Annotated in this window: 20 protein-coding genes; 7 read left to right on the forward strand and 13 right to left on the reverse strand. The window is 36.0% G+C overall.

All coding sequences use genetic code 11. The features are described 5' to 3' along the window. Positions 1-119: 119 nt before the first annotated feature. The 11 genes from B8967_RS08500 to lpxB form a co-directional block, all read right to left on the reverse strand. Positions 120-3,101 carry a reprolysin-like metallopeptidase gene (locus tag B8967_RS08500; protein WP_084085710.1) on the reverse strand — a complete coding sequence of 994 codons (2,982 nt, stop codon included), beginning with the start codon at positions 3,099-3,101 and terminating at the stop codon, positions 120-122. Positions 3,102-3,405: 304 nt separating this feature from the next. Next, entirely contained in the window at positions 3,406-4,065 is a 660-nt protein-coding gene (locus B8967_RS08505; protein ID WP_084085712.1) for a DUF6048 family protein, read from the reverse strand. Beyond that, on the reverse strand, positions 4,031-4,507 hold the full coding sequence (locus B8967_RS08510) for a DUF6452 family protein (RefSeq protein WP_084085714.1): 477 nt from the start codon (positions 4,505-4,507) through the stop codon (positions 4,031-4,033). Before B8967_RS08510 ends, B8967_RS08505 begins: the two co-directional genes overlap by 35 nt. A 31-nt stretch (positions 4,508-4,538) precedes the next feature. Then, complete coding sequence (gene rlmD, locus B8967_RS08515; RefSeq protein ID WP_047488941.1) at positions 4,539-5,948, reverse strand: 23S rRNA (uracil(1939)-C(5))-methyltransferase RlmD; 1,410 nt, start codon at positions 5,946-5,948, stop codon at positions 4,539-4,541. 172 nt (positions 5,949-6,120) lie between these two features. Next, positions 6,121-7,665, reverse strand: a complete 1,545-nt coding sequence (locus tag B8967_RS08525) for a TlpA family protein disulfide reductase (RefSeq protein ID WP_084085717.1) — start codon at positions 7,663-7,665, stop codon at positions 6,121-6,123. A gap of 309 nt (positions 7,666-7,974) precedes the next feature. Continuing rightward, a complete protein-coding gene (locus B8967_RS08530) occupies positions 7,975-8,742 on the reverse strand; it encodes a succinate dehydrogenase/fumarate reductase iron-sulfur subunit (protein WP_047488931.1) in 768 nt (255 codons plus the stop codon). Positions 8,743-8,766: 24 nt separating this feature from the next. Continuing rightward, on the reverse strand, positions 8,767-10,779 hold the full coding sequence (locus tag B8967_RS08535; RefSeq protein ID WP_047488928.1) for a fumarate reductase/succinate dehydrogenase flavoprotein subunit: 2,013 nt from the start codon (positions 10,777-10,779) through the stop codon (positions 8,767-8,769). A gap of 15 nt (positions 10,780-10,794) precedes the next feature. Continuing rightward, positions 10,795-11,457 (reverse strand): succinate dehydrogenase cytochrome b subunit, encoded by a 663-nt coding sequence (locus B8967_RS08540; RefSeq protein ID WP_047488924.1) that lies wholly within the window; start codon positions 11,455-11,457, stop codon positions 10,795-10,797. Between the two features lie 146 nt (positions 11,458-11,603). After that, on the reverse strand, positions 11,604-13,376 hold the full coding sequence (locus B8967_RS08545) for a ComEC/Rec2 family competence protein (RefSeq protein ID WP_084085883.1): 1,773 nt from the start codon (positions 13,374-13,376) through the stop codon (positions 11,604-11,606). Between the two features lie 147 nt (positions 13,377-13,523). Continuing rightward, the gene (locus tag B8967_RS08550; RefSeq protein WP_084085719.1) at positions 13,524-14,615 is read right to left on the reverse strand and encodes a glycoside hydrolase family 99 protein; all 1,092 of its coding nucleotides are present in this window, start codon (positions 14,613-14,615) and stop codon (positions 13,524-13,526) included. Positions 14,616-14,655: 40 nt separating this feature from the next. Then, a complete protein-coding gene (lpxB, locus tag B8967_RS08555) occupies positions 14,656-15,759 on the reverse strand; it encodes a lipid-A-disaccharide synthase (protein WP_084085884.1) in 1,104 nt (367 codons plus the stop codon). Positions 15,760-15,918: 159 nt separating this feature from the next. On the opposite strand from lpxB, the gene B8967_RS08560 reads away from it, so the two are divergent. The 3 genes from B8967_RS08560 (at position 15,919) to B8967_RS08570 (ending at position 18,433) form a co-directional block, all read left to right on the forward strand. Beyond that, positions 15,919-16,428, forward strand: a complete 510-nt coding sequence (locus B8967_RS08560) for a DUF2480 family protein (protein ID WP_084085721.1) — start codon at positions 15,919-15,921, stop codon at positions 16,426-16,428. Between the two features lie 2 nt (positions 16,429-16,430). Beyond that, the gene (locus B8967_RS08565) at positions 16,431-17,690 is read left to right on the forward strand and encodes a protein O-mannosyl-transferase family (RefSeq protein ID WP_084085722.1); all 1,260 of its coding nucleotides are present in this window, start codon (positions 16,431-16,433) and stop codon (positions 17,688-17,690) included. Between the two features lie 83 nt (positions 17,691-17,773). Continuing rightward, a complete protein-coding gene (locus B8967_RS08570; RefSeq protein ID WP_084085723.1) occupies positions 17,774-18,433 on the forward strand; it encodes a DUF937 domain-containing protein in 660 nt (219 codons plus the stop codon). Between the two features lie 60 nt (positions 18,434-18,493). On the opposite strand, the gene B8967_RS08575 is transcribed toward B8967_RS08570, so the two are convergent. Continuing rightward, on the reverse strand, positions 18,494-18,613 hold the full coding sequence (locus B8967_RS08575; protein WP_081989009.1) for a 30S ribosomal protein THX: 120 nt from the start codon (positions 18,611-18,613) through the stop codon (positions 18,494-18,496). A 128-nt stretch (positions 18,614-18,741) separates the two neighbouring features. Then, positions 18,742-20,136, reverse strand: coding sequence for an MATE family efflux transporter (locus B8967_RS08580; protein WP_047488906.1), 1,395 nt, complete (start codon positions 20,134-20,136; stop codon positions 18,742-18,744). Positions 20,137-20,346: 210 nt separating this feature from the next. On the opposite strand from B8967_RS08580, the gene B8967_RS08585 reads away from it, so the two are divergent. The 4 genes from B8967_RS08585 (at position 20,347) to B8967_RS08600 (ending at position 22,129) form a co-directional block, all read left to right on the forward strand. Then, positions 20,347-20,931, forward strand: coding sequence for a DUF2975 domain-containing protein (locus B8967_RS08585; RefSeq protein ID WP_084085724.1), 585 nt, complete (start codon positions 20,347-20,349; stop codon positions 20,929-20,931). A gap of 2 nt (positions 20,932-20,933) precedes the next feature. Further along, positions 20,934-21,137 (forward strand): helix-turn-helix domain-containing protein, encoded by a 204-nt coding sequence (locus B8967_RS08590; RefSeq protein WP_047488898.1) that lies wholly within the window; start codon positions 20,934-20,936, stop codon positions 21,135-21,137. A gap of 12 nt (positions 21,138-21,149) precedes the next feature. Next, the gene (locus B8967_RS08595; protein WP_084085725.1) at positions 21,150-21,596 is read left to right on the forward strand and encodes an ankyrin repeat domain-containing protein; all 447 of its coding nucleotides are present in this window, start codon (positions 21,150-21,152) and stop codon (positions 21,594-21,596) included. Between the two features lie 173 nt (positions 21,597-21,769). After that, positions 21,770-22,129: an ankyrin repeat domain-containing protein gene (locus B8967_RS08600; RefSeq protein WP_084085726.1), complete on the forward strand. Its 360-nt coding sequence runs from the start codon at positions 21,770-21,772 to the stop codon at positions 22,127-22,129. Positions 22,130-22,238: the final 109 nt, after the last annotated feature.

Genomic DNA, 22,238 nt, shown 5'->3' on the forward strand with positions numbered 1-22,238 from the left:
TTCACTATTACACATCTATTAAAATATTTTTTTGAAAAAATTTCACAATAATGCCCAATATGGTTTAGAATAAAAAAATCCCCAAGAAACTTGGGGATTTAATGTTATAAAGATTTACATTACTTTTTGATAAACTTAGATCTAAACTGATCCTGACCTTTATCTTCAATTGTAATTACGTATCCACCTTTAATTAATGCTGAAACATTAATTTTTCCACTGTTGATATTTCCACTGTCTATCAGCTGACCCGCTGCACTGTAAATTTTGTAAGCTGCTTTATCAGAAACTTTAGTTACATTTAAAACATCATTTACAGGATTTGGATAGATCTGAATTCCATTGTTTTTAACACCTGTCTCAGAAGTTCCAAGATTGGTTGCAATAATTACATTATAGTCTTCAACTTCTCCATTAGGGAAATCTCCACATGCAAAATCATCAGGAAGACTCTCACCAATATAATCTGGATTTATTAATACGGTAACAATTCTCATTCTTACCGGAGTATTAGTTACCGCAGTTGACGGCACTGTAAATGTTGCTGTATTAGGAGTAGTTCCAAGTATCAAAGAAGTTATTGGCATATCAAGAACTCTTTCAGAGGCTTCAAATAGTCCATTTTTATTATAATCAATCCATGCAGCCATTCCATTCACTAATGCACCTGCATTATTGGTAGTAAGAGAAACATTAATTGTATTGGAGCTGTTTACTAACAAAACAGGCTGTAATGCTGTATTGTTTGTAAAGTTAGAATATGTTGTACCTCCAGTTGTATTGTTTACAGTTCCCAATGTAACATTGGAGATATAATTATACTGACCACTACTACTTGCTGATGTACAGTAAGTAACACATGCAGAAGAGAAGGCAGTTGTTGCAGAATAAGGACCTGTTACCCCACCACAGATAGCAGCTACCTGAACCTGATATGCAGTACAGTCTGACAATCCTGATAATGTTGCAGAGTTCGTATTGCTATCCGGAAGCTGAGTCCATGGAGTAGCAGATGCTAATCTATATCTCACAGCGTAAGAAGCAGCTCCAGCAACCGGGCTCCAAGAAACAGAAGCACCATTCAGTGTAATATTTTGAGCTACTAAACCAATAGGAGCAGAACCACATGCTACCTGGTTAGTTACAGGAATTTTCTTAAGAGTATAGAAAACGTTTCCAATAGAAGAAACCCTTACCACAATAGTTTGTCCGTTTAAAGACGAAGGTATTGTAAAGGATTCCGTACCGTCATTAGGAGTAGAAGCAGAAAGAACTGTCCAGTTTACTCCGTTATCTGTTGAATAGTCAATTTTAACATTAGCAACATTATAAGGAGCCGATGATGTATTGGCCACATCCCAAGTTAAGTCCGAAGGAGCATTAGCAAAAAGGAAATTCTGAGTAATCTGGAATGGCCCGTCATTTCCAACTGTAATAGTCTGTTGTGCAGAGTTAGTTTGCTGCTGTGTTACATCAGCATTATTATCTCTTGCTGTAATGGCAAATTTAGAAGTTCTGGCTACCTGTGAAGTAGATTCCCAGGTATTTAATGAATTATCTAAAGCTCCTGCAAGTACAGAAGAAAATTTAGGGAAGTATCTTGTTGGGGTATTAGAAGGAGATACCGATCTGAATGATGCCCCATAAGTTGTTTGACCTAAATTATTTTTATCAATAGTCTGGCTGGCAGTCATTCCACTGTCCATTTCTTCCCATGTATACGTCATTGGATCCCCGTCAGCATCTGTAACGTTAGCTGTAAGTACAAATGCGGTTTTCTTAGGAATTGTATAAGGAGAAAGTGCTGCGATTACAGGTGCATTGTTTGCAACACTGGTTTCAACATCACATGTTTTACTGATTAGGTTGGTTTGAATCTGACCAATACTTGCTCTATGGAAATAAGGATCGGAATGCGCCTGCACATCTGTAGTTGCTCCTGTAATCCCTGCATATCCCATAATAGTAGATCCTGATCCCGGTTCAACATTTACCCCAGATCCTTCGATCCCATGGGAGAATGTATGATTACCACCCAACTGGTGTCCCATTTCGTGAGCTACATAATCTATATCAAAATTATTACCCATTGGAATCCCATCCGCAGGAGATGTAAATCCAGATCCTTTTGCTTTAGAAGTTGGAGTAGCAGGATCTATACATACACATCCGATACATCCGGCATTTCCACCACCACCGGTAGCTCCAAATAAATGTCCGATATCATAGTTTTCATTTCCTACTACACTGGTAAGCGTTTGCTGTAGCTGAACATTCCAGTTATTCATTTGCGCAGCAGGAGAATATGGGTCTGTTGCAGCATTCGTAAAAATCAAACTTGGATAAGACTGTAGATTTAAATGCAATGCAAAATCTTTTTCAAAAACACCATTCACACGGGTAAGTGTAGCATTCACCTGTGCTAATGCACCCGGAACACCTCCAAAATAAGCGGTATACTCAGCAGTAGTTGAGATTGCCACTCTCATTGTACGGTACTTTCTATCAGAATTCTTGTTAAAAGTTCCGGAATTATGGGCAAATGATTTTCCGCTGTTATATAAATTCTCAAGGTCTTTTACAGCACCTGGCTCTTCCATTGTGCTACATACGAAAGGTTTTTCTCCTGTCTTGTTCTTTTTAAGCTGTAGAGAATATATTCCATTTGCTTTGTCAACAGGTTCAACGAACTCATAATTTCCATCTTTAAATAACATAGACTGGAAATCATTTGGAGCTACAGAGAATCTAATTTGCTGAGAAGGGTCCTCAACAGAAGTTCCTATGTATGAACCAAGCTCATACTTATCTGCAAGTTCTTTTACAACCACAGGAAAACTGTACACATTAAATCTCTCGATTTTACCACTTAAGGTCGGGATGGAAATAACAACAGGTCTAGCATTAGCTCCCATTTCTTGAGCTCCTTTCAATTGAGCTCTCAGCTGATTCAAGTCCAATTTGAAATTAGATCCTACGTTAGTGGCCTTCATGTCCACTGCTCTTTTTTTGCTGTCTACCTTAATAGTAGCGGGCGTCCACTGTCCGAACGCTGTCCCCCCTACTAAAGCACACATCAAAGTAGTAAGTAGTCTTTTCATAAAAAGTTAATTATATTTTTTTCCAAATATAATTATTTTATACTACTAAATATTAAATTTTAATCATTATTTAAAACAAATATTCTAATCAAAAGTAAAATACATTATAATAATAAAAAAATAATTCAAAAATTTACTTTTTCAATATAGATAAAAAACAAAAACTTTCGTAATAAACATGGCACTTTTACCGGATATACTATTCTAATATCACAATTGCTCATATTATAATAGTAAGCCGGAATGAGGACCAGTTTACTTCCCTATAAAAAGTAATCACAAAAAAAGGAGCTCAACGCTCCTTTTAAAATTTATATGCTATATTCCATTCAAATCCCATATTAAATTTGGAAGAGCTTCTTCCAAATCCTGGAATAATCATGGGGGATATATCGTCCTGTTTTGTAGTATATACCAAATAACGGGGCTGCAGATTGACATCGATATAGAAATTGGACTCAAAGAGCTGTACCCTGCCTCCCAATGTTCCTTCCAGCCAAAAAGAGGATTGTGATGAAGAAGGAAATGCTACCGAAGAGCTGCTTCCCCCAAACCCACGTACCGGTATGGCCATATATTCCTGTTTATAAAATGATCCACCCAATTTTCCACCTGCATAGAAACCATTGAATTCATTTTCAGCATCTTTTGCCAACATATAAAATGCACCCAATTTAACAAAGGGTCCATTTACTTTGGCATCATACCCATTTTTCTGATATATATTTTTCTCAAATCCAGCTTCAGCAACAGCATGAACATTTCCTCTTATTTTTGAAGAAATAAATCCCTGATACAATTTCCTGTCTGAAAAGAAAGCGGCCCCTGTATTCAGAACATCAAAACCAACCATAAAATTAGGTTCATATTTTAATTGTTCTTTTTTGGTCTCTTTCTTATCCTGTGCCCAGCTCAGTATTCCTAGTATACTAAAAAAGAAGGTAAAGATTAGTCTTGTCTTCATTCTCTATTTGATTTTGTCCGGCTTCCAGGTTTTGAACAGGATTGGGAGTTATTAATTCTGAGGTTAAATTCTCATATGCTTTTTTCATACCACATCCAGGAGATACATAGGTAGACTTTGTCGTGTACTTTACTCTCACTTTGGCTTCAGCTCCCTTATTAGTTAATCTAAAATACACATCAGTATATGGAGAGTCATCTACTCTTAAAGGAATAAGTTTGGAATCAGCTTTCGCTACTCCTCCTAACTGAACTTTTCCGGAACCGTAATCAACGGCTACATATAGCGAATCCAATGTTCTGTCTTTTCCCGATTCCACTGATCTAAATGCCACTTTCATTCTCGGGGTTCCTTCTCCACTTTCGCAGATATCATCGTCTCCACCACAGGAAAAAAGCATTCCCAAAAGGCAGGTTATTATGAAAAATTTAAAGTATCTCATACTAAGATTTGAAATTCAAATTTAAATAAATTTATTTTTTAACCAATAAAGCAATGTTTTCCACGTGATGGGTTTGTGGGAACATATCTACCGGTAATATTTTCACCAAAGTATAATGATCTTTCATCAGTGCCAGATCTCTCGCCTGTGTTGCTGAGTTACAGCTTACATAGACTACTTTTTCCGGGGCAAGCTTTAAGATTTGCTCTACTACTTTCTGGTGCATTCCGTCCCTTGGTGGATCCGTGATTAAAACATCCGCCTTAGGATGATTTTCCATGAATTCATCATTAAAAACATTTTTCATATCTCCACAATAGAAAGTACAATTGGTAAGACCATTTAATTCAGCGTGTTCTATTGCCGCGTCTATAGCTTCCTGCACAGATTCTATTCCTATTACCTGTTTTGCATTTCTTGCTACATATTGTGCTATAGTTCCTGTCCCTGTATAAAGGTCATAAACCACTTCATCCCCTTTCAGGTCTGCAAATTCTAATGTTTTTCTATATAATTCTAAAGCCTGTTTATAATTGGTTTGAAAAAATGATTTTGGTCCTATTTTAAACTTCAGTCCATCCATTTCTTCCATCAGATATCCTTCTCCAAAATACACATTGATATTTAAATCATAGATTGAATCATTCTGTTTTGGATTAATAGCGTATACCAACGTTTTGATCTGTGGAAACTTCTCCAGTAAAAATTCGAAAAGTTTTTCTCTGTTTTCTTTTTCTTCTCTATAAAGCTGGAATAGTACCATCCATTCCCCTTTAGAGTTTTGTCTCATCATTAAAGTTCTTAAGAAACCTTCCTGATTTCTCACATCAAAGAAATCCAATCCGTTGTTGACACCATATTGTTTTACGGCAAGTCGTATTGCATTGGAAGGATCTTCCTGAAGAAAACATTCTTTAAGATCGAGAATCTTACTCCACATTCCCGGGATATGGAAGCCCAGGGCATCCTTACTACCAAAATTTTCTTCAGAGCTTATTTCATACTGTGTAAGCCATCTTGCGTTAGAGAAAGAGAACTCCATTTTGTTTCTGTAGAAATACTGCTCTTCAGCTCCTAAGATCGGAACCGTTTCAAACTCGTCAATCCCTCCGATTCTCTTAATATTATTGTATACTTCTTCCTGCTTAAAGTCAAGCTGTTTCTCGTAGCTCATATTTTGCCACTTGCATCCACCGCACGTTCCAAAATGAATACATTTAGGCTCTACCCTAAATGCTGAAGGCTCCACAACTTCTACAGTTTCTGCCTCATAATATTTGGATTTGGATTTTTTCACTCTTGCATTCACTACATCTCCCGGAACCGCTCCTGAGATCAGTACTGTTTTTCCTTCTTCTGTTTTTCCAATCGCGACACCCTTTGCCCCTGCTCCGAATAACTTAATATTTTCAAGAATTATATCTTTCTTCTTCTTTTTCATCCGTAAACTCAATTTCTTTTAATGGCAGGACGAAACCGGAAGGTTTCATTCCTACATCTCTATTTCTATTTTTTCTAATACAGCCGAAAGAAAACTTTCGGTTTAATTCTGCAAAAATACAATAAAAAAAAACCTTATCCGAAGATAAGGTTTCCATCTATGTTAAAGTTTATTATTTCGTTTGAGCTGGTTGTGGATTTGCCGGTTGTGGAGCCTGTTGCTGTGCAGACGGATCCACTTGTAATCCTTGTGGCATTTGTTGTGGAGCTTGATCTACTCTTGGTGCTGCAAGACCAGTCAATTTATCCAAAATAGTTACCAATTCCTGTTCTCCCAGGTTCACAAATGATCTGCTGGCAATTTTACCATCTTTGTCTATGATTACAAAACAAGGTAATTTAAATCCGTATACACCATATTTTTTAGCGATCTCAGACTCCATTCCTTTTTCTCCGTAAACATTTACTCCCTGAATACCTTTCAATAGAGAGTTGCTGGTTTTTACAAACTGATCTTTTGTATCATCTACATTGACAAACACAAAGTTCATTTTAGATTTATAAAAGTTAACAACTTCTTTCAATACAGGTACTGTAGCTTCGCTGATATAAGGGTTCCAAGATGCATAAAAGAATAGCATATAAGGTTTTCCTTTATTTTCAGAAAGATTATAAGCCTTTCCGTCCTGTTTCACCAAAGGAGCTTCCGGAGCTACATCTCCAATTTTAAGCCCTGTAATAGCCATCTGCATTTTAAGAAGGTCACTTTTAATAGTAGCATCTTTAATATCTGAATCAATAATTTTCTTGATTTTATCAATTCTGTTGGCAGGAGTCGTTGGATGAATATCAGTCTGAGCCATTACAAAAGCTAAAAGATAGTCTTTTGCAGTTTGAGAGATATCCTTTTTAGTCTTCAGATATTGTGCAAACAATTCTGAAGTGGTAATATCAGTCTTTCCTTTACTGTTTGCTTCTGCATACTTTTGGAAATCAGGCGTCATTTTTACAAGTAAATACTGTCTGTAAAGCGGTATTGTTTTTACCATTGCTTCTTTATCATCTTCCAACTTCACTTCATAATCTTTAAAAGCTTTAGAAGATTTATAAGCCAGATTACCAGCCATTGGACCATGTGACATTTCGTAATTAGCCAATAAATTAAGGATCGTTACTTTAATATCATTTTTCTTCCAGGTGATAAGTCCTTTACTAGGATTATTTTTCGCAGCCAGATCATCTACATTTTTGTTGATATCAGCTTCTATTTTATGAATGCCCTTTAAGAATGCTGCTTCATCACCAGCCATCAGCTGGTTTAGATTTAGCTTACTTCCATACTCACCCAAAAATTTTTGGGTAGCCTGAAGAAAATCATTATTCTTTTTAGCATCTCCGGTTATAACAAATTCATTTGGGAAAGTCATTCCATTTCCTGAGATATTTACATTTTGTCCCCCTTCAAGATAGATCAGGTTTTGTCTGTTAGCATAATTAATAACATACATTCCATCTTTAGGAGCTTCGAAGCTTCCTGAAAAGTTTCCGTCTTTATCTAAACCTATATTAATTAAAGGCAGAGTCCCTACTCCAGAAGCTTCTACAAATTCAATTCTTTCTAATGGAGCACCTCCGGTAATTTTCCCTTTTACTTCTACTTTTTTTGAACAAGACATCACGAAAATCGCGATGATAAACAATAAAAGATATTTTTTCATTTCAATTTTTAAATATTACACAAAAATACGCTTTTTAAGGCTTCTTAATTAACACTAATAATTTTTTTTAGAAATTTTCTTATCCCCTATGAAAACAGGCATTTAAGTTTCTGTTTCAGACATAATTAATCTCTTTGCAATGTCCCAGAATTGTTTATTAAAGCAATTCTATTACCCACCAAATATAGACTTATTAAACAAAGAATACCAAAGCATATTAATAAGTTAACAAACTTTAACAGGGGGAATATTCTGCATAAAAAAAGTCGCCTTCAAATGAAGACGACTTTTTATGTATCTGAATCAATTCTATCCTTGATCTACAAGAGCAGCCATATATTCTCTGTTCATTCTTGCGATATTCTCAAGAGAAATACCTTTAGGACATTCTATTTCACATGCTCCGGTATTTGAACAGTTTCCGAATCCTTCTTCATCCATAGCTTTCACCATGTTCAGAACTCTTCTTTTTGCTTCTACCCTACCTTGAGGAAGTAAAGCAAACTGTGAAACTTTAGCTCCCACGAATAACATGGCAGATCCGTTTTTACATGTTGCTACACAAGCTCCACACCCGATACAAGCAGCAGCATCCATAGCTCTGTCTGCATCTTCTTTAGGAACCGGAATAGCATTTGCATCCAACGTATTTCCTGAAGTATTTACAGAAACGAAACCACCTGCAGCCATTACTCTGTCAAATGCACTTCTGTCTACCATTAAGTCTTTAATAACCGGGAAAGCAGCACTTCTCCATGGTTCAATAACGATGGTTTCACCGTCTTTGAACATTCTCATGTGAAGCTGACAGGTAGTAATCCCTGTATCCGGACCATGTGCTCTACCATTGATGTAAAGAGAACACATTCCGCAGATCCCCTCACGACAGTCATGGTCAAAAGCGATCGGCTCTTTTCCTTCGTTAATTAAATTTTCGTTCAGGATGTCCAGCATCTCCAAAAATGAAGAATCTGTGGAAACATCTGATATTTTATAGGTCTCAAACTGACCTTTAGTTTTACTATTTTTTTGTCTCCAAATTTTCAGCGTAAGATGTAAGCCTTTTTTTGCACTCATAATTTTTTATTTATAGGTTGGAGATTATTTGTAACTTCTAGTTTTAACCTCGATGTTGTCATATATCAGGTCTTCTTTATGCAACACTTCCGCGTTGATATCTCCTCCCTGATATTCCCAAGCTCCGACGTATTTGTAGTTTACGTCATCTCTTTCCGCTTCTCCGTCTGGAGTTGAGTGATCCTCACGGAAATGTCCACCACAAGACTCGTTTCTGTGTAGTGCATCGATAGCCATTAATTGTCCTAATTCAAGGAAGTCTGCTACTCTGAATGCTTTTTCAAGCTCAGTGTTCATGCCTTCTCCTTCACCAGGAACTTTTACATTTTTCCAGAAGTCGTTTCTTACTTCTTCAATTTCTCTGATCGCTTCTCTTAATCCTTCAGGAGTTCTTCCCATCCCTACTTTATTCCACATAATGTGTCCTAATTGTTTATGGAAATGGTCTACTGAATGAGTTCCTTTATTATTTAAGAAGAAATCAATTTTCTCTTTAATCCCCTTTTCAGCTTCATCAAATGCTCCTGAATTGGTAGGAATTTCTCCTGTTCTGATATCTGCAGAAAGATAATCTGCAATAGTATAAGGAAGTACAAAATATCCGTCAGCAAGCCCCTGCATCAAAGCAGATGCTCCAAGTCTATTTGCACCGTGATCAGAGAAGTTAGCTTCACCAATTACAAAACATCCAGGGATAGTAGACTGAAGGTTATAATCAACCCAAACACCTCCCATAGTATAGTGAACTGCAGGATAAATCTTCATTGGAGTTTTGTAAGGATCATCAGCAGTAATCTTTTCGTACATTACGAATAGGTTACCGTATTTCTCCTCAACCCAGCTTTTACCTAAATCATAAAGCTGTTGGTCAGTTGGGTTATGAATATGTTTTTCGATAGCGGCTTCTTTACCTTTCTTCATGATTTCTGTAGAGAAATCCAGGTAAACACCTTCCTGTGTATCATTATTTTCAATTCCGAAACCAGCATCACATCTTTCCTTAGCTGCTCTTGACGCAACGTCTCTAGGCACAAGGTTACCGAATGCAGGGTATCTTCTTTCCAAATAATAATCTCTATCTTCTTCTTTAATATTTTCCGGTCTCAGTTTACCTTCTCTGATGGCTACTGAATCTTCATGTTTTTTAGGAACCCAGATTCTTCCGGAGTTTCTTAATGATTCAGACATCAAAGTCAGTTTAGACTGCTGTGTTCCATGAACAGGAATACAAGTCGGGTGAATCTGTACGTAACAAGGGTTGGCAAAATAAGCTCCTTTTTTGTGGATCTTCCATGCTGCAGAAACGTTTGATCCCATCGCATTGGTAGAAAGGAAATATACATTTCCGTATCCTCCTGAAGCAATTACTACAGCGTGTGCAGAATGTCTTTCAACTTCACCTGTTACCAGGTTTCTTGCAATAATACCTCTTGCTTTTCCGTCAACAATAACAAGGTCTAGCATTTCATGACGGTTGTACATCTTGATTCTACCTTTACCGATCTGACGGCTCATTGCAGAATACGCACCTAACAACAACTGTTGTCCAGTCTGTCCTTTTGCATAGAATGTTCTTTTTACCTGAACCCCACCAAATGAACGGTTATCTAGCTGGCCACCGTAATCTCTCCCGAAAGGAACTCCCTGAGAAACACACTGGTCAATAATATTTGCAGAAACTTCAGCTAATCTGTAAACGTTAGCTTCTCTTGCTCTATAGTCACCACCTTTGATTGTATCATAGAACAATCTATAGGTAGAGTCACCGTCACCTTGGTAATTTTTAGCAGCATTGATTCCCCCCTGAGCCGCAATAGAGTGCGCTCTTCTTGGAGAATCCTGATAACAAAATGCTTTCACATTGTATCCTTGCTCAGCTAAAGTAGCAGCAGCAGAACCTCCTGCCAAACCTGTACCTACAACAATAATATCAATCTTATCTCTGTTGTTTGGTGCAACAAGGTTCATATGGTCTTTATGATTTTTCCACTTGTCTTTAAGAGGACCCGCTGGAATTCTTGAATCTAATTTACTCATACTAGTATATTGATATTATTGAGTTATAAAATGAAAAACAGCAACTAAAATAAACCCTGCAGGAATAAGGATTGAATACCATTTCCCAAAAGCTTTGATTACTGGTGTATACTTTGGATGTCTTGCTCCCACAGACTGGAATGAAGACTGAAATCCGTGTGCTAAGTGCAATCCTAATAATACAAAAGAGATCACATATAGAGCCACTCTCCAAAGGTCAGCAAACTTCTCATGAAGTTCCGGCCAGAAACGTTCTGCATCAGGAGCGATTCCTTCCACATACTTGTAATTAATTTCATGAAGCCAGAAATCATACAAGTGAAGCGCTAGGAAAGCCAAAATAACAGCACCGGAAATAATCATATTTCTGGACATCCATGAAGAATTCACAGAAGCATTGTTTGCTGCGTACTTTACCGGACGCGCTTTATTATTCTTAATTTCCAGTACAAACCCCATCGCAAAATGGAAAATTACTGCAAAACCAAGAATAGGCTGCATTAAGAACTGCACAAAAGGATTATAGCCCATAAAGTCAGAAGCCGTGTTAAAGGCGTCCTTATTAAGAACTGATAACAAATTGGTCGTCAAATGCAGTATAAGAAAAATCAGCAAAAACATAGCTGATAATGCCATAGCATATTTTCTACCTATCGTAGAACTCGTTAAACCTGCCATATAAGTTTAAATTTGAATTTCCCACAAAATTAAGGAATGTTAACAATATTGAAAAGTGAGAAATCTCACAATTAACCAGTTTGTAATCTTTCTAAATAAGACTACGCAACGATAAACAGAGCGTAATTAATCAGAAAGACTCTATCCTATTTTACTTCATAAATCTGATCCTGAAAAACAATTTTCCGGACAGAAGAAGGGAAGCTTTTTATCTCAAAATGTGCAATCCTCCTCGATGAACAGTAAGGATTGATAAAATACCGGATAACCCTGTCCCGATCTGTCCTTTCTGAAATCCAAAAACAGGCCTCATTTCCTTTCTTTACCAAAAACACTTTATTTTTATTGAATTCTTGAAATAACACCTCTTCTCTCTGATTTTCAAAAACATCACTCCCTGTTCTTATTATTAAAAAGGCTAAAAAAGACATTGAAAGCCTCATGGAACTTTTAAAATTAAAGTCTAAAATTACAGACCTCAGTAAGTAGACCACTCCCAATATTGATATGACTTCAGGTAAATTCATAGGTATATTTTTAAAAAATAACACATCGGTCTCTGCAAACCAATGAATCACCTTTAGTAACAGCAAGATAGCATTATCATATACTACAGTAATGAACGTAAAGTCAATCCTAAAAGCAATAAGAATTGTCATTAAAAATGAAAATACAATAATGACTTCTGAAAAAGGAACAATAATACAATTGGCAATGACTGAAATAAAGGAAAACTGATGGAAATAATATAACACCAAAGGAAGTGTTGCCAGCTGGGCAGCAATGGAAATCGTAATCGTATTAAAAAGTAATTTTTTCCAATAATGATCCTGTTTTGGAAATTTTCTCAACAGAGGCTCATTTAACCAAAAAATTCCCAAAACAGCCAAAAAGCTGAGCTGAAATCCAATATCAAAAAACTGCTGGGTATCAAAAACAAGAATAATAAATGCAGATAATCCCAGTGCATGCAGCAGATCCGTTTTTCTCTGAAGTAAAATATAAATAAAATATACGGTCAGCATAATACAAGATCTTAAAACAGAATTTCCAAAACCTATAAAACCTGCAAACAGCCAGATAAAAACCAAACTGAAAATGACAGCATACTTTCTTAACCGCAAAGGCATACACCGAATCTGTAAAAAATAAAACATCCCAAAGATCACAACAATATGAGTTCCTGAAATAGCCAGTAAATGAATCAACCCGGATCTGTTGAAGTCCCGGACTGTTCCTGCATCAATTTCGGTCCGGTCAGCCAGAATAATTCCTTTTAAAAAAGTTTTGGCTTTTTCAGACATTCCCGTTTTGTCAATTCTTTGCAGAATCTCGAGTCTCTGTTGCCTCACTTTATCAAAAAAACTTAAGTCTCTTTTCTCAGCTGAAGAAATACTCTTTGAAAGATAACATTGGTATTCAATATTTTTCCTTTTCAGATACCTGGCATAATCGAACTGAAAATCATACTTCGGAGGTTTTATAGATGTTAGATAAGCTTCAGCTTTGTAATAATGTTTAAAATCAAGTTCATGAGCATCTTTCGGAATATATAAAATGGTATTGAAGCTCTTCTTCCCAACCATGGCTGCTCCTTCGTACCTTTTATACTTCTCCGTTGTATTCAATTTCTGAGAAATATTGAAAATAACAGTTTCTTTTTCTTTAACAGCTAATCCTGCAACAGAAGAAAAGGTATTGAAAAAATGAAAAATAATTCCCAATCCAAAAAACAACACACCCAACAAAACCGGTTTAGATTTGTTCAAAAAATAGGAATAAAAAAATAACGAAACTACAATTCCAAGGCAAAGAAGCATGCCGGAATAAACAGTAATACCTTCCCATAAAAAATGATCCTGAAAAAGAATTCCAAGGATAAAACATAAGGTTAGAATAAGGAGAGGTTGTTTGTTCACATTTCCAATCAATTACATTACCAAAGTAGGAAATTAATCAATTGAATTTCGACTCTACGATCACTAAAAAACGCTCTATACCTCATCAAAGAGATTAACAGAGCGCTTATTTTTTTGCTATCAATTTAAGTTTTTATAAAAAAGTTTTTACTTCCCTTTTAAAAACTTATCCGTTAAACGTTTTGTTTCTTTAATGTACATCCACGGATCTTTTCCATAGTCTTCATATGTAAAATGGCTTGTCTTTTTGGGGCTAGCAGGTTCTATTTGTGTGCCTTCATGCCATTCATTAAAAGATGTGATTCCAATCCATTCAGTCTTCACTTTTATAGCAGCATCAAACATACTTTCATAATATTTTCCGTTCTCACGGCTTTTGAAATTAGCTTCATTCCACGGCCTGATCCTGGTATCAGAATACCCAGGCCCCACACAAGGTATAAAAATCAGCTTATGATCTTTTGCAAATCTGGAAAGAAAATCCCAGTTTGAAGTGGTGCTTCCATACACAAAACCTTCACTCGCAAAATAGGTATAAAAACCATCAAAGCCGGAAGTTTCAAAAAAAGCAGCATCTTTTTCCTCCACCCACAACCCTATATAAAGAGCGTCAAGCTCCGTATTACGCACGGTGTTCTCTCCATTCTTAGAAAGAAGCTTTGACCATTCTTCCGGAGAAATTTTATAGCTGTCATAAACGTAAAACATAGGTTTCCCGTCTTTTTTATAAAAGGCATGATGAGCAGAATAGGTTTTAACAAGATAGGAAAGCTGATCTCTGAGCTCAGTAATCGTTTTATAAAACGGCTCTATGTGAAATGCAATTTTCAGATTATAACGATCTGCAATATCTAAATATTTCGAAACACTTTTATCTGTAAAAGAATCTTTTCCCAACCAACTGATAACCACAACGCCAACACCTGATTCTTTGATCATTTTCATATGTTTTTCAATGATCTTTACATCATTAGAGCTGTAGTTTCCTAAAGCAGGATAAAAATTGGCTCCAATATCATCACCTCCTTTATAATGTCCCAGATTATTCCATTTAGGATTATTCCAATGAGGGATAATTTCATGATTCCAATGCTGAAGATTCCCATCTACCGCCTGATTTCCATACCAGCCATAATAAAATATCTGAACTTTATCTCTTGGAATATTCTCCTGAGCAAAACTTTTTGAGAAAAAAAACGTACATGCAACAAGTAATAAAAAACGTTTCAAATGATTCATTTTCAATAAAGTAATTAAATTATCAAGAATTAAATAAATTTCAGACCTTCAAAATCACCTCAGCCGCATGGTCACTAGCCCCTTTACCTCCCAGCTTTTCTCTTAGAAGGCTATACTCTTTCAGTACCTGTTCTCTTTTTTCTCCTTCTAAAATTTTGGCAAGCTCATCTACCAGATTTTTAGTGTTCAGATCATTTTGAATCAGTTCTTTCACCACTTCTCTGTCCATAATCAGATTGACTAAAGAAATGTAATTGATATTTTTCACTAATCTTTTGGCGATTGCATACGAAATTGTACTGCCTCGGTAGCAGACTACTTCAGGGATATTCAACAGGGCGGTTTCCAGAGTAGCCGTTCCAGAAGTCACAAGAGCTGCTTTTGAACATCTCAATACATCATAAGTTCTGTTGGAGACAAAATGAACATTGTCATCCACATATTTTTGATAAAATTCTTTCGGAAGACTGGGTGCCCCGGCGATCACAAACTGGTAGTTTTTGAAATGAGGCCTTACCGAAAGCATTATTTCAAGCATTTTTTCCACCTCCTGTTTTCTGGAACCCGGTAGAAGGGCTATAATTTCTTTGTCATTCAATCCGTTTTCCTTCTTAAACTGCTCTGTACTGATTTCTTTAAGATCCGAAATAGCATCAAGCAAAGGATGTCCTACAAAATGGGAATGAACACCATGTTTTCTGTAAAAATCTTCTTCAAACGGAAGTATAACCATCATTTCATCCACATATTTTTTAATGGTTTCCACACGTCCTTCCTTCCAGGCCCAAAGCTGTGGAGAAATATAGTAAACTACTTTGATTCCCAACTCCTTGGCAAATCTGGCAATTCTTAAATTGAAACCGGGATAGTCTACCAATATTAAAACATCCGGTCTGTTTTTTCTGATATCTTCTTTGCAGAATGCAATATTATTTAGGATGGTTCTTAAATTCATAACAACCTCCAGGAATCCCATAAAAGCCAGGTCACGGTAATGCTTAACCAGTGTTCCTCCCTGAGCTTCCATAAGATCTCCGCCCCAAAACCGAAATTCCGCATTCGGATCTTTTTGTTTTAAAGCTTTCATTAAATTGCTCCCATGCAGATCACCGGAAGCTTCTCCTGCAATAATGTAATATTTCATTTCTTCCGAAATCTTTATTATTTGTTTTTTAATACCCACTGTAAACCTACCATTATCGGATCATTATGAATCATGGGCGGTCTCTATGGTAAGGATAGAGAACAAATTAAAATATATATTGATCTTAATTTGTAAATTTGTTCAAAGATAATGATAAAAATGTCAGAAGAATTTGAAATCCGAAATAAAGTTGCGGAAAGCGGCCTTGTAAATTTTGACCTTAGTACGTTGCTTCCAAAAGGGCAGAGAAAGGGTATTGACCTTAAAGACTTTCTTTTTCAGGAAATGATTCTGAAAGAAAAAGATTTCCGTGAAAAAGTGGAGCTCATCAATGTTGATGAATATAAGGATGCTTATATTTACATCTATAATTCTGTGGATACCATTATTCCTCTTTGGGCTTATTTTGTATTGACAGCCAAGCTTACGGAGGTTGCTAAAAAAATAGTTTTCGGAAACCGTGAGGATCTGGAAGTTATTTTGATGCACAATGCTATTCAGACTTATGATTTTGAAGAGATGAGAGGGAAAAGAGTTTTAGTAAAAGGATGCTCAGATAAAGAAATTCCGGAAAATGCCTACATCGAACTGGTAGAACAGCTAAATCCACTTGTAAAGTCGCTGATGTTTGGAGAAGCATGCTCTAATGTCCCTATCATAAAGAACTAGGAATGAATAAATATATATCTGCAGGTTTTATATTTTTTATTTTCTTACTTATTTACTATCTCGGCAGTTTTACGAGAATTCCTTTCGCTGACGCTATCGGTTTTGTACTTCCCGTAGAACAGGGAGATTTTGAGACAACGGCTACAGCCACTACTCATTTTCTGTATGTTAACACCGCTATTTTTATCAAGAATATTACAGGAATCAATGCTATTGAAGCCAGTCGGTTTTTAATTATCACGTCTGGTGCCCTTACTGTTTCCGTAATCTATCTTACCGTAAAAAGTATTACAAAGCTAGAATGGGCTTCTGTTGCAGCAGCATTTATTTTTGGATTTAGTTTTACGTTTTGGAAAAATGCAGAAATTGTAGAGGTTTATACCTATAATTCACTATGGCTAAGCCTTTTCTTTTTTTCCTTGGTCAAAAGTTTTGCAGAGCAAAAGAAGCTTCACATTCCTTTAGCCGGATTCTTTTTTGCCATCAGTCTTTGGGTACATATTCAGAATATTCTGCTGATTCCAGCTTTTATTTTATTTCTGTATTATTTCAGAAAAGAAACTAAGTATGTCTACTCCTCTTTATTGATTTTTTTACTGATCTTCGGGTCCATTACCGCTCTTAATGTTTCCCAGGGGTTATCTTTAAGCTCTCCTTATTTTTCTGAACGAGGAGAATGGCTTTCCAATTCATTCAAAAAAACATTTGTACAATACCTTCAGGACCTCGTTAAATCTATAGTCTATATCATTTATAATTTTAATGTCTTTACACTTTTAGGGGTTGCCGGGATCTATTTTTTATACCGGACAAATAAGAAAATGTTTTTTGTTTTCTTTACCGCTTCGTTATGTGTATATGGTTTTGCAACGTTCTATGCTGTTACGGATAACTACGTTTTCTTTATCCCTTTCAATATGATTTTTGCTTTATCTATAGGCTATGGACTATCTCAGGTACAATATCCGTGGGTAAAAAAATGGTCATGGGTATGTATTTTCATTCCTCTTTTCTACGTGCTATCCCTTCAAATTGTTTCATCAACTGAAAAAGGACAGGATTTTGGTAATTATAAAAAATACAAGGGCGGACTGGAATATTATATGTATCCATGGATGAATAACAATGTGGGGATTCTGGAATTCACAATAGACAAGAAAGTAGCCCCCGATCTTATCTTCTGGATGACCGAAGAGGCAGAAATATATATTGAGCTCCTAAAAAGCAAAGGATTTACTGAAAAAGAGATCAGAAAACTTTAACAATAATTATGACCTGAAGGCATTTTATGAACCATATTTTTTGATAACTTTGAGATAGTTAATACTTTAAACAAACACAAAAAATGAGCTTAATCGACCTACTTACAGGGAACACCAGCAACCAGGTTGCTGAACAGGCTGAAAACAAATTTGGAATCAGCAAAAATCAGGTCATCGCCTTATTGGCAGTAGCCACACCTCTTATCATTTCTTACTTAAGAAATAAGTCTCAGGATGCTAAAGAAGCGGAAGCTTTAAACAGCGCTTTAGATAAAGATCATAATGGCAGTATTTTAAATGATGCATCACAAGTTGAAGCAAGACAGGCTGAAGGAGGATCTATTCTTGATCACATTTTCGGAGGGCAAAAAAGCACTGTAGAAAACCAGCTTTCTCAAAATACAGGAATTTCAATAGATAAACTGGGACCAATCCTGGCCATGCTAGCTCCTGTAGTAATGGGATATATTGGCCAACAAAAACAGCAAAACAATGTAGGTGCCGGAGGCCTAGGTGATCTTCTGGGGGGAATCCTTGGAAACGCATCCAGCCAGGCACAGGCTCAGCAATCAAGTCCTTTAAATGACATTCTTGGCAGCGTACTTGGTAATGGTGGGCAATCACAATCATCAGGAAATCCACTGAATGATATACTGGGAAGTGTACTTGGTGGTGGTGGAGGTAATACTCAACAACAGCAAGGGGGCCTGGGAGGTATCCTTGGAAATATTTTTGGAAAATAATTAGTTTAATTTGTTATAAAAAAAGACCGGAGATTAATTCTTCGGTCTTTTTTACTTATACTATTTCTTAGTTTTTTCTTCAGAGGCTACAATAGATCTTGAAGCTTTCCTAGGTCTCTTTTTCCCATAACTTCCCGAATTAATTTTACCTCTTCTAGATTTTTTGTCTCCTTTTCCCATAGTATTAAATGTTTGTTGTTCTACGAATATAGGGAATATACCATTAAAATCCAATCAATTACAGTGTTAAAAACTGCTAAAACAGGATGAAATTCAGGTAGAGTACAATAGTTCTATCTTAGTCTTTGTTACACTTTAACGTTTTTCCATTTTCCTCTTTTAAATAAAATAAAGGCTACGATGGTAATAAGAGTTTCTGCTGCCGGGATTGAAATAAAAACCCCCTTAGGTCCCATTCCAAAATGCTTTGCAAGAAAATAAGCCAAAGGAATCTGAAACAGCCAAAACCCAAAAAGATTGACCCATGTAGGTGTCCAGGTATCTCCGGCTCCATTAAAGGCATTGATCATCACCATACCTATTCCATAAAAAATAAATCCTATACTCATAATATGCAGGGCATTCTTTGCAAAATTCATGATCTCGGTTTCCTGAGTAAAGAAACTTACCAAAAAATTACCCATAAAAAGGAATATCAAACTGACAGCTAACATAAAAATCACATTATACTTCACCGTTTTCATAACCGCCTGCTCTGCTCTCAGCATTTCATTAGCACCCATATTTTGTCCTACCAAGGTGGAGGCGGCATTACTTAATCCCCACGCCGGAAGCATAAAAAACATCATCAGTCTCAGTGCGGTCTGATAACCGGCGGAAGCATTTTCTCCACCTGTGGTAGCTACCAGTTCCGCAAGAAAAATCCAGCTGCATGAAGCAATCACAAATTGAAAAATTCCAGGGGTTGCAATTTTTATAATAGATTTGATAGATTCAAAATCCGGTTTAAAGTAATCCATTCTAATCCGGATCTGGGTATCCGCAATCAAAAGATGATAAAGCTGATACAGCACTCCAATACTTCGTCCTATGGTTGTGGCCAATGCTGCCCCAGTAAGCCCCATTGCCGGAACCGGTCCTAATCCTTTAATTAAAATGGGGCAAAGGATGATGTTGGCAATATTGGCGATCCATAAACTTTTCATTGCAATCATAGCATTTCCCGCTCCTCTGAAGATTCCGTTAATTAAAAATAAGAGCATAATCACTGTACTGCTTCCCATCATAATTCTTGTAAAATCTTTACCATAAGCTGCCGCTTCGGGTTTTGACCCCATCAGGATTAAAATTTCCTCTGCGTAGACAACTCCCAGTAAACTCAAGACAAACGTGATAACAAATGAAACCAATACAACCTGTGCAGCACTTCTGGAAGCCTGCTCCGGGTTCTTTTCTCCAATTCTTCTCGCTACCAATGCTGTGGCAGCCATACTCATTCCGATAGCAATAGAATACATTACAGAAAGTACAGATTCTGTAAGGCCCACTGTCTGAATGGCAAAACCACTCTCTTTCAAATGTCCGACAAAATAGAGATCCACTAAAGCGAATACCGATTCCATTGCCATTTCCAACATCATAGGTATTGCTAAAAAAAGCACAGCACTTCTTATACCCACTTTAGTATAATCTACTTCTTCTCCGCTTAGGGCTCTTTTTATGAAATTGATATATTTTGTCATTCTATTTTTGGTTTACCTGACAAAAATATCAATTCAAAAACAATTAAGACTTAGCATATGGAAAGTTTTATAGAGATGACAAATCTTTGCTCTGTTCCAGACAGAATTGAGCTTTATTGAGCTAACAACTCATTCAAAAATAAAATTACAATAATTTTTTATCGTAAATCAATAAATATTTATATATTTACAACAATAAAATGAACACCCATGAAATTAATTGGCGAAAAATCTATCTCTACAATCTTAAGCAAAATATTACTGATTGGCTGTATGGGTCAATTGCTGTACTTAGGTTATCTCATCTTTGGATTTATTGTTGCCTACACCAACCTTCATCAGGAAACACTTTTTTTCTCTGATATTTTTAAAACCGGAAATTTTAATAACGAAGTAGACAACACTGCATCCAATGCTCTTGCATTCCAGTTCAGTATACCATTTTCTGAAGCTGTTATTAAAGGAAATTTTACGTTCTCTACATTCACTTCAATATTATTTTTTCTTGGGTTCTACAGCCTGTTTACTTTTTATTTGTTCAGGATTTTTAAAGGAATGAGTACGGATATCATTTTTAATAAAGAAACCATCAGGTATTTAAGAAAATTTGCCTTCCTCAACATCATATTCATACCGATTTACTCAATCGTTTTATATTTCATAGATCAGTCAGTATACAGCATTGATCCTATGTTTATCCTGCTTCACCTTGCTACAGGTATCATCATTATATTCATTATCGAGTTCTTCAAAAAAGGATATGAACTCCAGACACAAACCGACTTAACAATATAACTATGCCTATTATTATCAATATAGATGTAATGCTTGCTAAACGAAAAATGCAATCTCAGGAGTTAGCTGAAAAAATAGGAATAACTCAGGCTAACCTCTCCATTTTGAAAAATGGAAAAGCCAAGGCCATAAAAGTTTCTACTTTGGAAGCAATATGCACTGCTTTAGACTGCCAGCCAGGTGATATACTAGAATTTAAACCTTAAAAATAAAAAACCATGAAATTATCTTCAATCCCTAAGAAAATGCTCAGTCTGGTCTTCGGACTGTGCACTGTACTGTTTATCTCTGCTCAGGAACTCACCCACGAGCATAAACAAATGTTGAAGTATGATAATACAGCCTACTTTCCCACACTGGTCAATAAAGAGAATATCAACACATGCTATCAGATAGAAAACAATGCCTACACCTTGTTAGGATTAACCATTAAAATGAACAGTAAAGAGGTGTTTCAAAAGCTGATTGATGAAAAAGCCGATATAGAAAAAGCATGTGATGGAAAGACACCTTTAATGTTTGCTGCCAAGTATGGCAATACAGAGCTGCTGAAAAAACTTTTAATAAACGGTGCTAAAAAAGATACTAAGACTGAAAAAGGGTATACTGCCTTGGACTATGCCAAGAAATATGAAAAGCCAGAGGCTGTTAAGCTTTTGGAATAATAATGCAATTCTTTTTATTCGACATTTTCAAATGACAATAAAGAAAGGTTTTTAGATAATTTTTATTATTATTTTCGAACCAATACCCTAGATAAACCAGTACAATTATTAACAAAACTTAGCAATTGATAATAAAATTTAGTTAGATTTGTATATTCTTAAAAATAGTTCTTATGAAAAAAATAATCTCTACACTCTTTCTATTTGGAATATCATTATCTGCAGGTATGCTTTCTGCACAGCAACTTTCCCAAGCGAAAATGAGAGCAATCAATTCTGACAATATAGCTGCCTTTAAAAAACAGTTTGCTCCCGGAGATTACAATAAATGTTTTACAATTGGCCAGGAAGCATATACCCCACTTGGATTCAGTTCATTATATGGAAGCAAAACTCTTGTCAAGTTTCTACTGGACAACAAAGCAAATATTAATAAGAAATGTAAAGACAAGACTCCGTTGGAATTAGCAGAAATAGGAAAAAGTGAAGATACTGCAAAACTCCTGATAGAGCATGGAGCAGTTAAAAACTAAAATTCATTAAAAATATACAAGACTTCCGAAAGGAAGTTTTTTTGTTTATAAAACCTGTAAAAACCTTATCTTTGCCATCGAAAAAAACAAGGTTCGGATAGGAACCTTA

Origin of the sequence: Chryseobacterium sp. YR221, from assembly GCF_900176315.1 — a bacterium.
Taxonomy (GTDB): Bacteria; Bacteroidota; Bacteroidia; order Flavobacteriales; family Weeksellaceae; genus Chryseobacterium; species Chryseobacterium rhizosphaerae.

Coding starts and splice junctions, on each gene's coding strand:
- B8967_RS08500 (WP_084085710.1), bottom strand. CDS start 3,101: ATGAAAAGACTACTTACTACTTTGATGTGTGCTTTAGTAGGGGGGACA.
- B8967_RS08505 (WP_084085712.1), bottom strand. CDS start 4,065: ATGAAGACAAGACTAATCTTTACCTTCTTTTTTAGTATACTAGGAATA.
- B8967_RS08510 (WP_084085714.1), bottom strand. CDS start 4,507: ATGAGATACTTTAAATTTTTCATAATAACCTGCCTTTTGGGAATGCTT.
- rlmD (WP_047488941.1), bottom strand. CDS start 5,948: ATGAAAAAGAAGAAGAAAGATATAATTCTTGAAAATATTAAGTTATTC.
- B8967_RS08525 (WP_084085717.1), bottom strand. CDS start 7,665: ATGAAAAAATATCTTTTATTGTTTATCATCGCGATTTTCGTGATGTCT.
- B8967_RS08530 (WP_047488931.1), bottom strand. CDS start 8,742: ATGAGTGCAAAAAAAGGCTTACATCTTACGCTGAAAATTTGGAGACAA.
- B8967_RS08535 (WP_047488928.1), bottom strand. CDS start 10,779: ATGAGTAAATTAGATTCAAGAATTCCAGCGGGTCCTCTTAAAGACAAG.
- B8967_RS08540 (WP_047488924.1), bottom strand. CDS start 11,457: ATGGCAGGTTTAACGAGTTCTACGATAGGTAGAAAATATGCTATGGCA.
- B8967_RS08550 (WP_084085719.1), bottom strand. CDS start 14,615: ATGAATCATTTGAAACGTTTTTTATTACTTGTTGCATGTACGTTTTTT.
- lpxB (WP_084085884.1), bottom strand. CDS start 15,759: ATGAAATATTACATTATTGCAGGAGAAGCTTCCGGTGATCTGCATGGG.
- B8967_RS08560 (WP_084085721.1), top strand. CDS start 15,919: ATGTCAGAAGAATTTGAAATCCGAAATAAAGTTGCGGAAAGCGGCCTT.
- B8967_RS08565 (WP_084085722.1), top strand. CDS start 16,431: ATGAATAAATATATATCTGCAGGTTTTATATTTTTTATTTTCTTACTT.
- B8967_RS08570 (WP_084085723.1), top strand. CDS start 17,774: ATGAGCTTAATCGACCTACTTACAGGGAACACCAGCAACCAGGTTGCT.
- B8967_RS08575 (WP_081989009.1), bottom strand. CDS start 18,613: ATGGGAAAAGGAGACAAAAAATCTAGAAGAGGTAAAATTAATTCGGGA.
- B8967_RS08580 (WP_047488906.1), bottom strand. CDS start 20,136: ATGACAAAATATATCAATTTCATAAAAAGAGCCCTAAGCGGAGAAGAA.
- B8967_RS08585 (WP_084085724.1), top strand. CDS start 20,347: ATGAAATTAATTGGCGAAAAATCTATCTCTACAATCTTAAGCAAAATA.
- B8967_RS08590 (WP_047488898.1), top strand. CDS start 20,934: ATGCCTATTATTATCAATATAGATGTAATGCTTGCTAAACGAAAAATG.
- B8967_RS08595 (WP_084085725.1), top strand. CDS start 21,150: ATGAAATTATCTTCAATCCCTAAGAAAATGCTCAGTCTGGTCTTCGGA.
- B8967_RS08600 (WP_084085726.1), top strand. CDS start 21,770: ATGAAAAAAATAATCTCTACACTCTTTCTATTTGGAATATCATTATCT.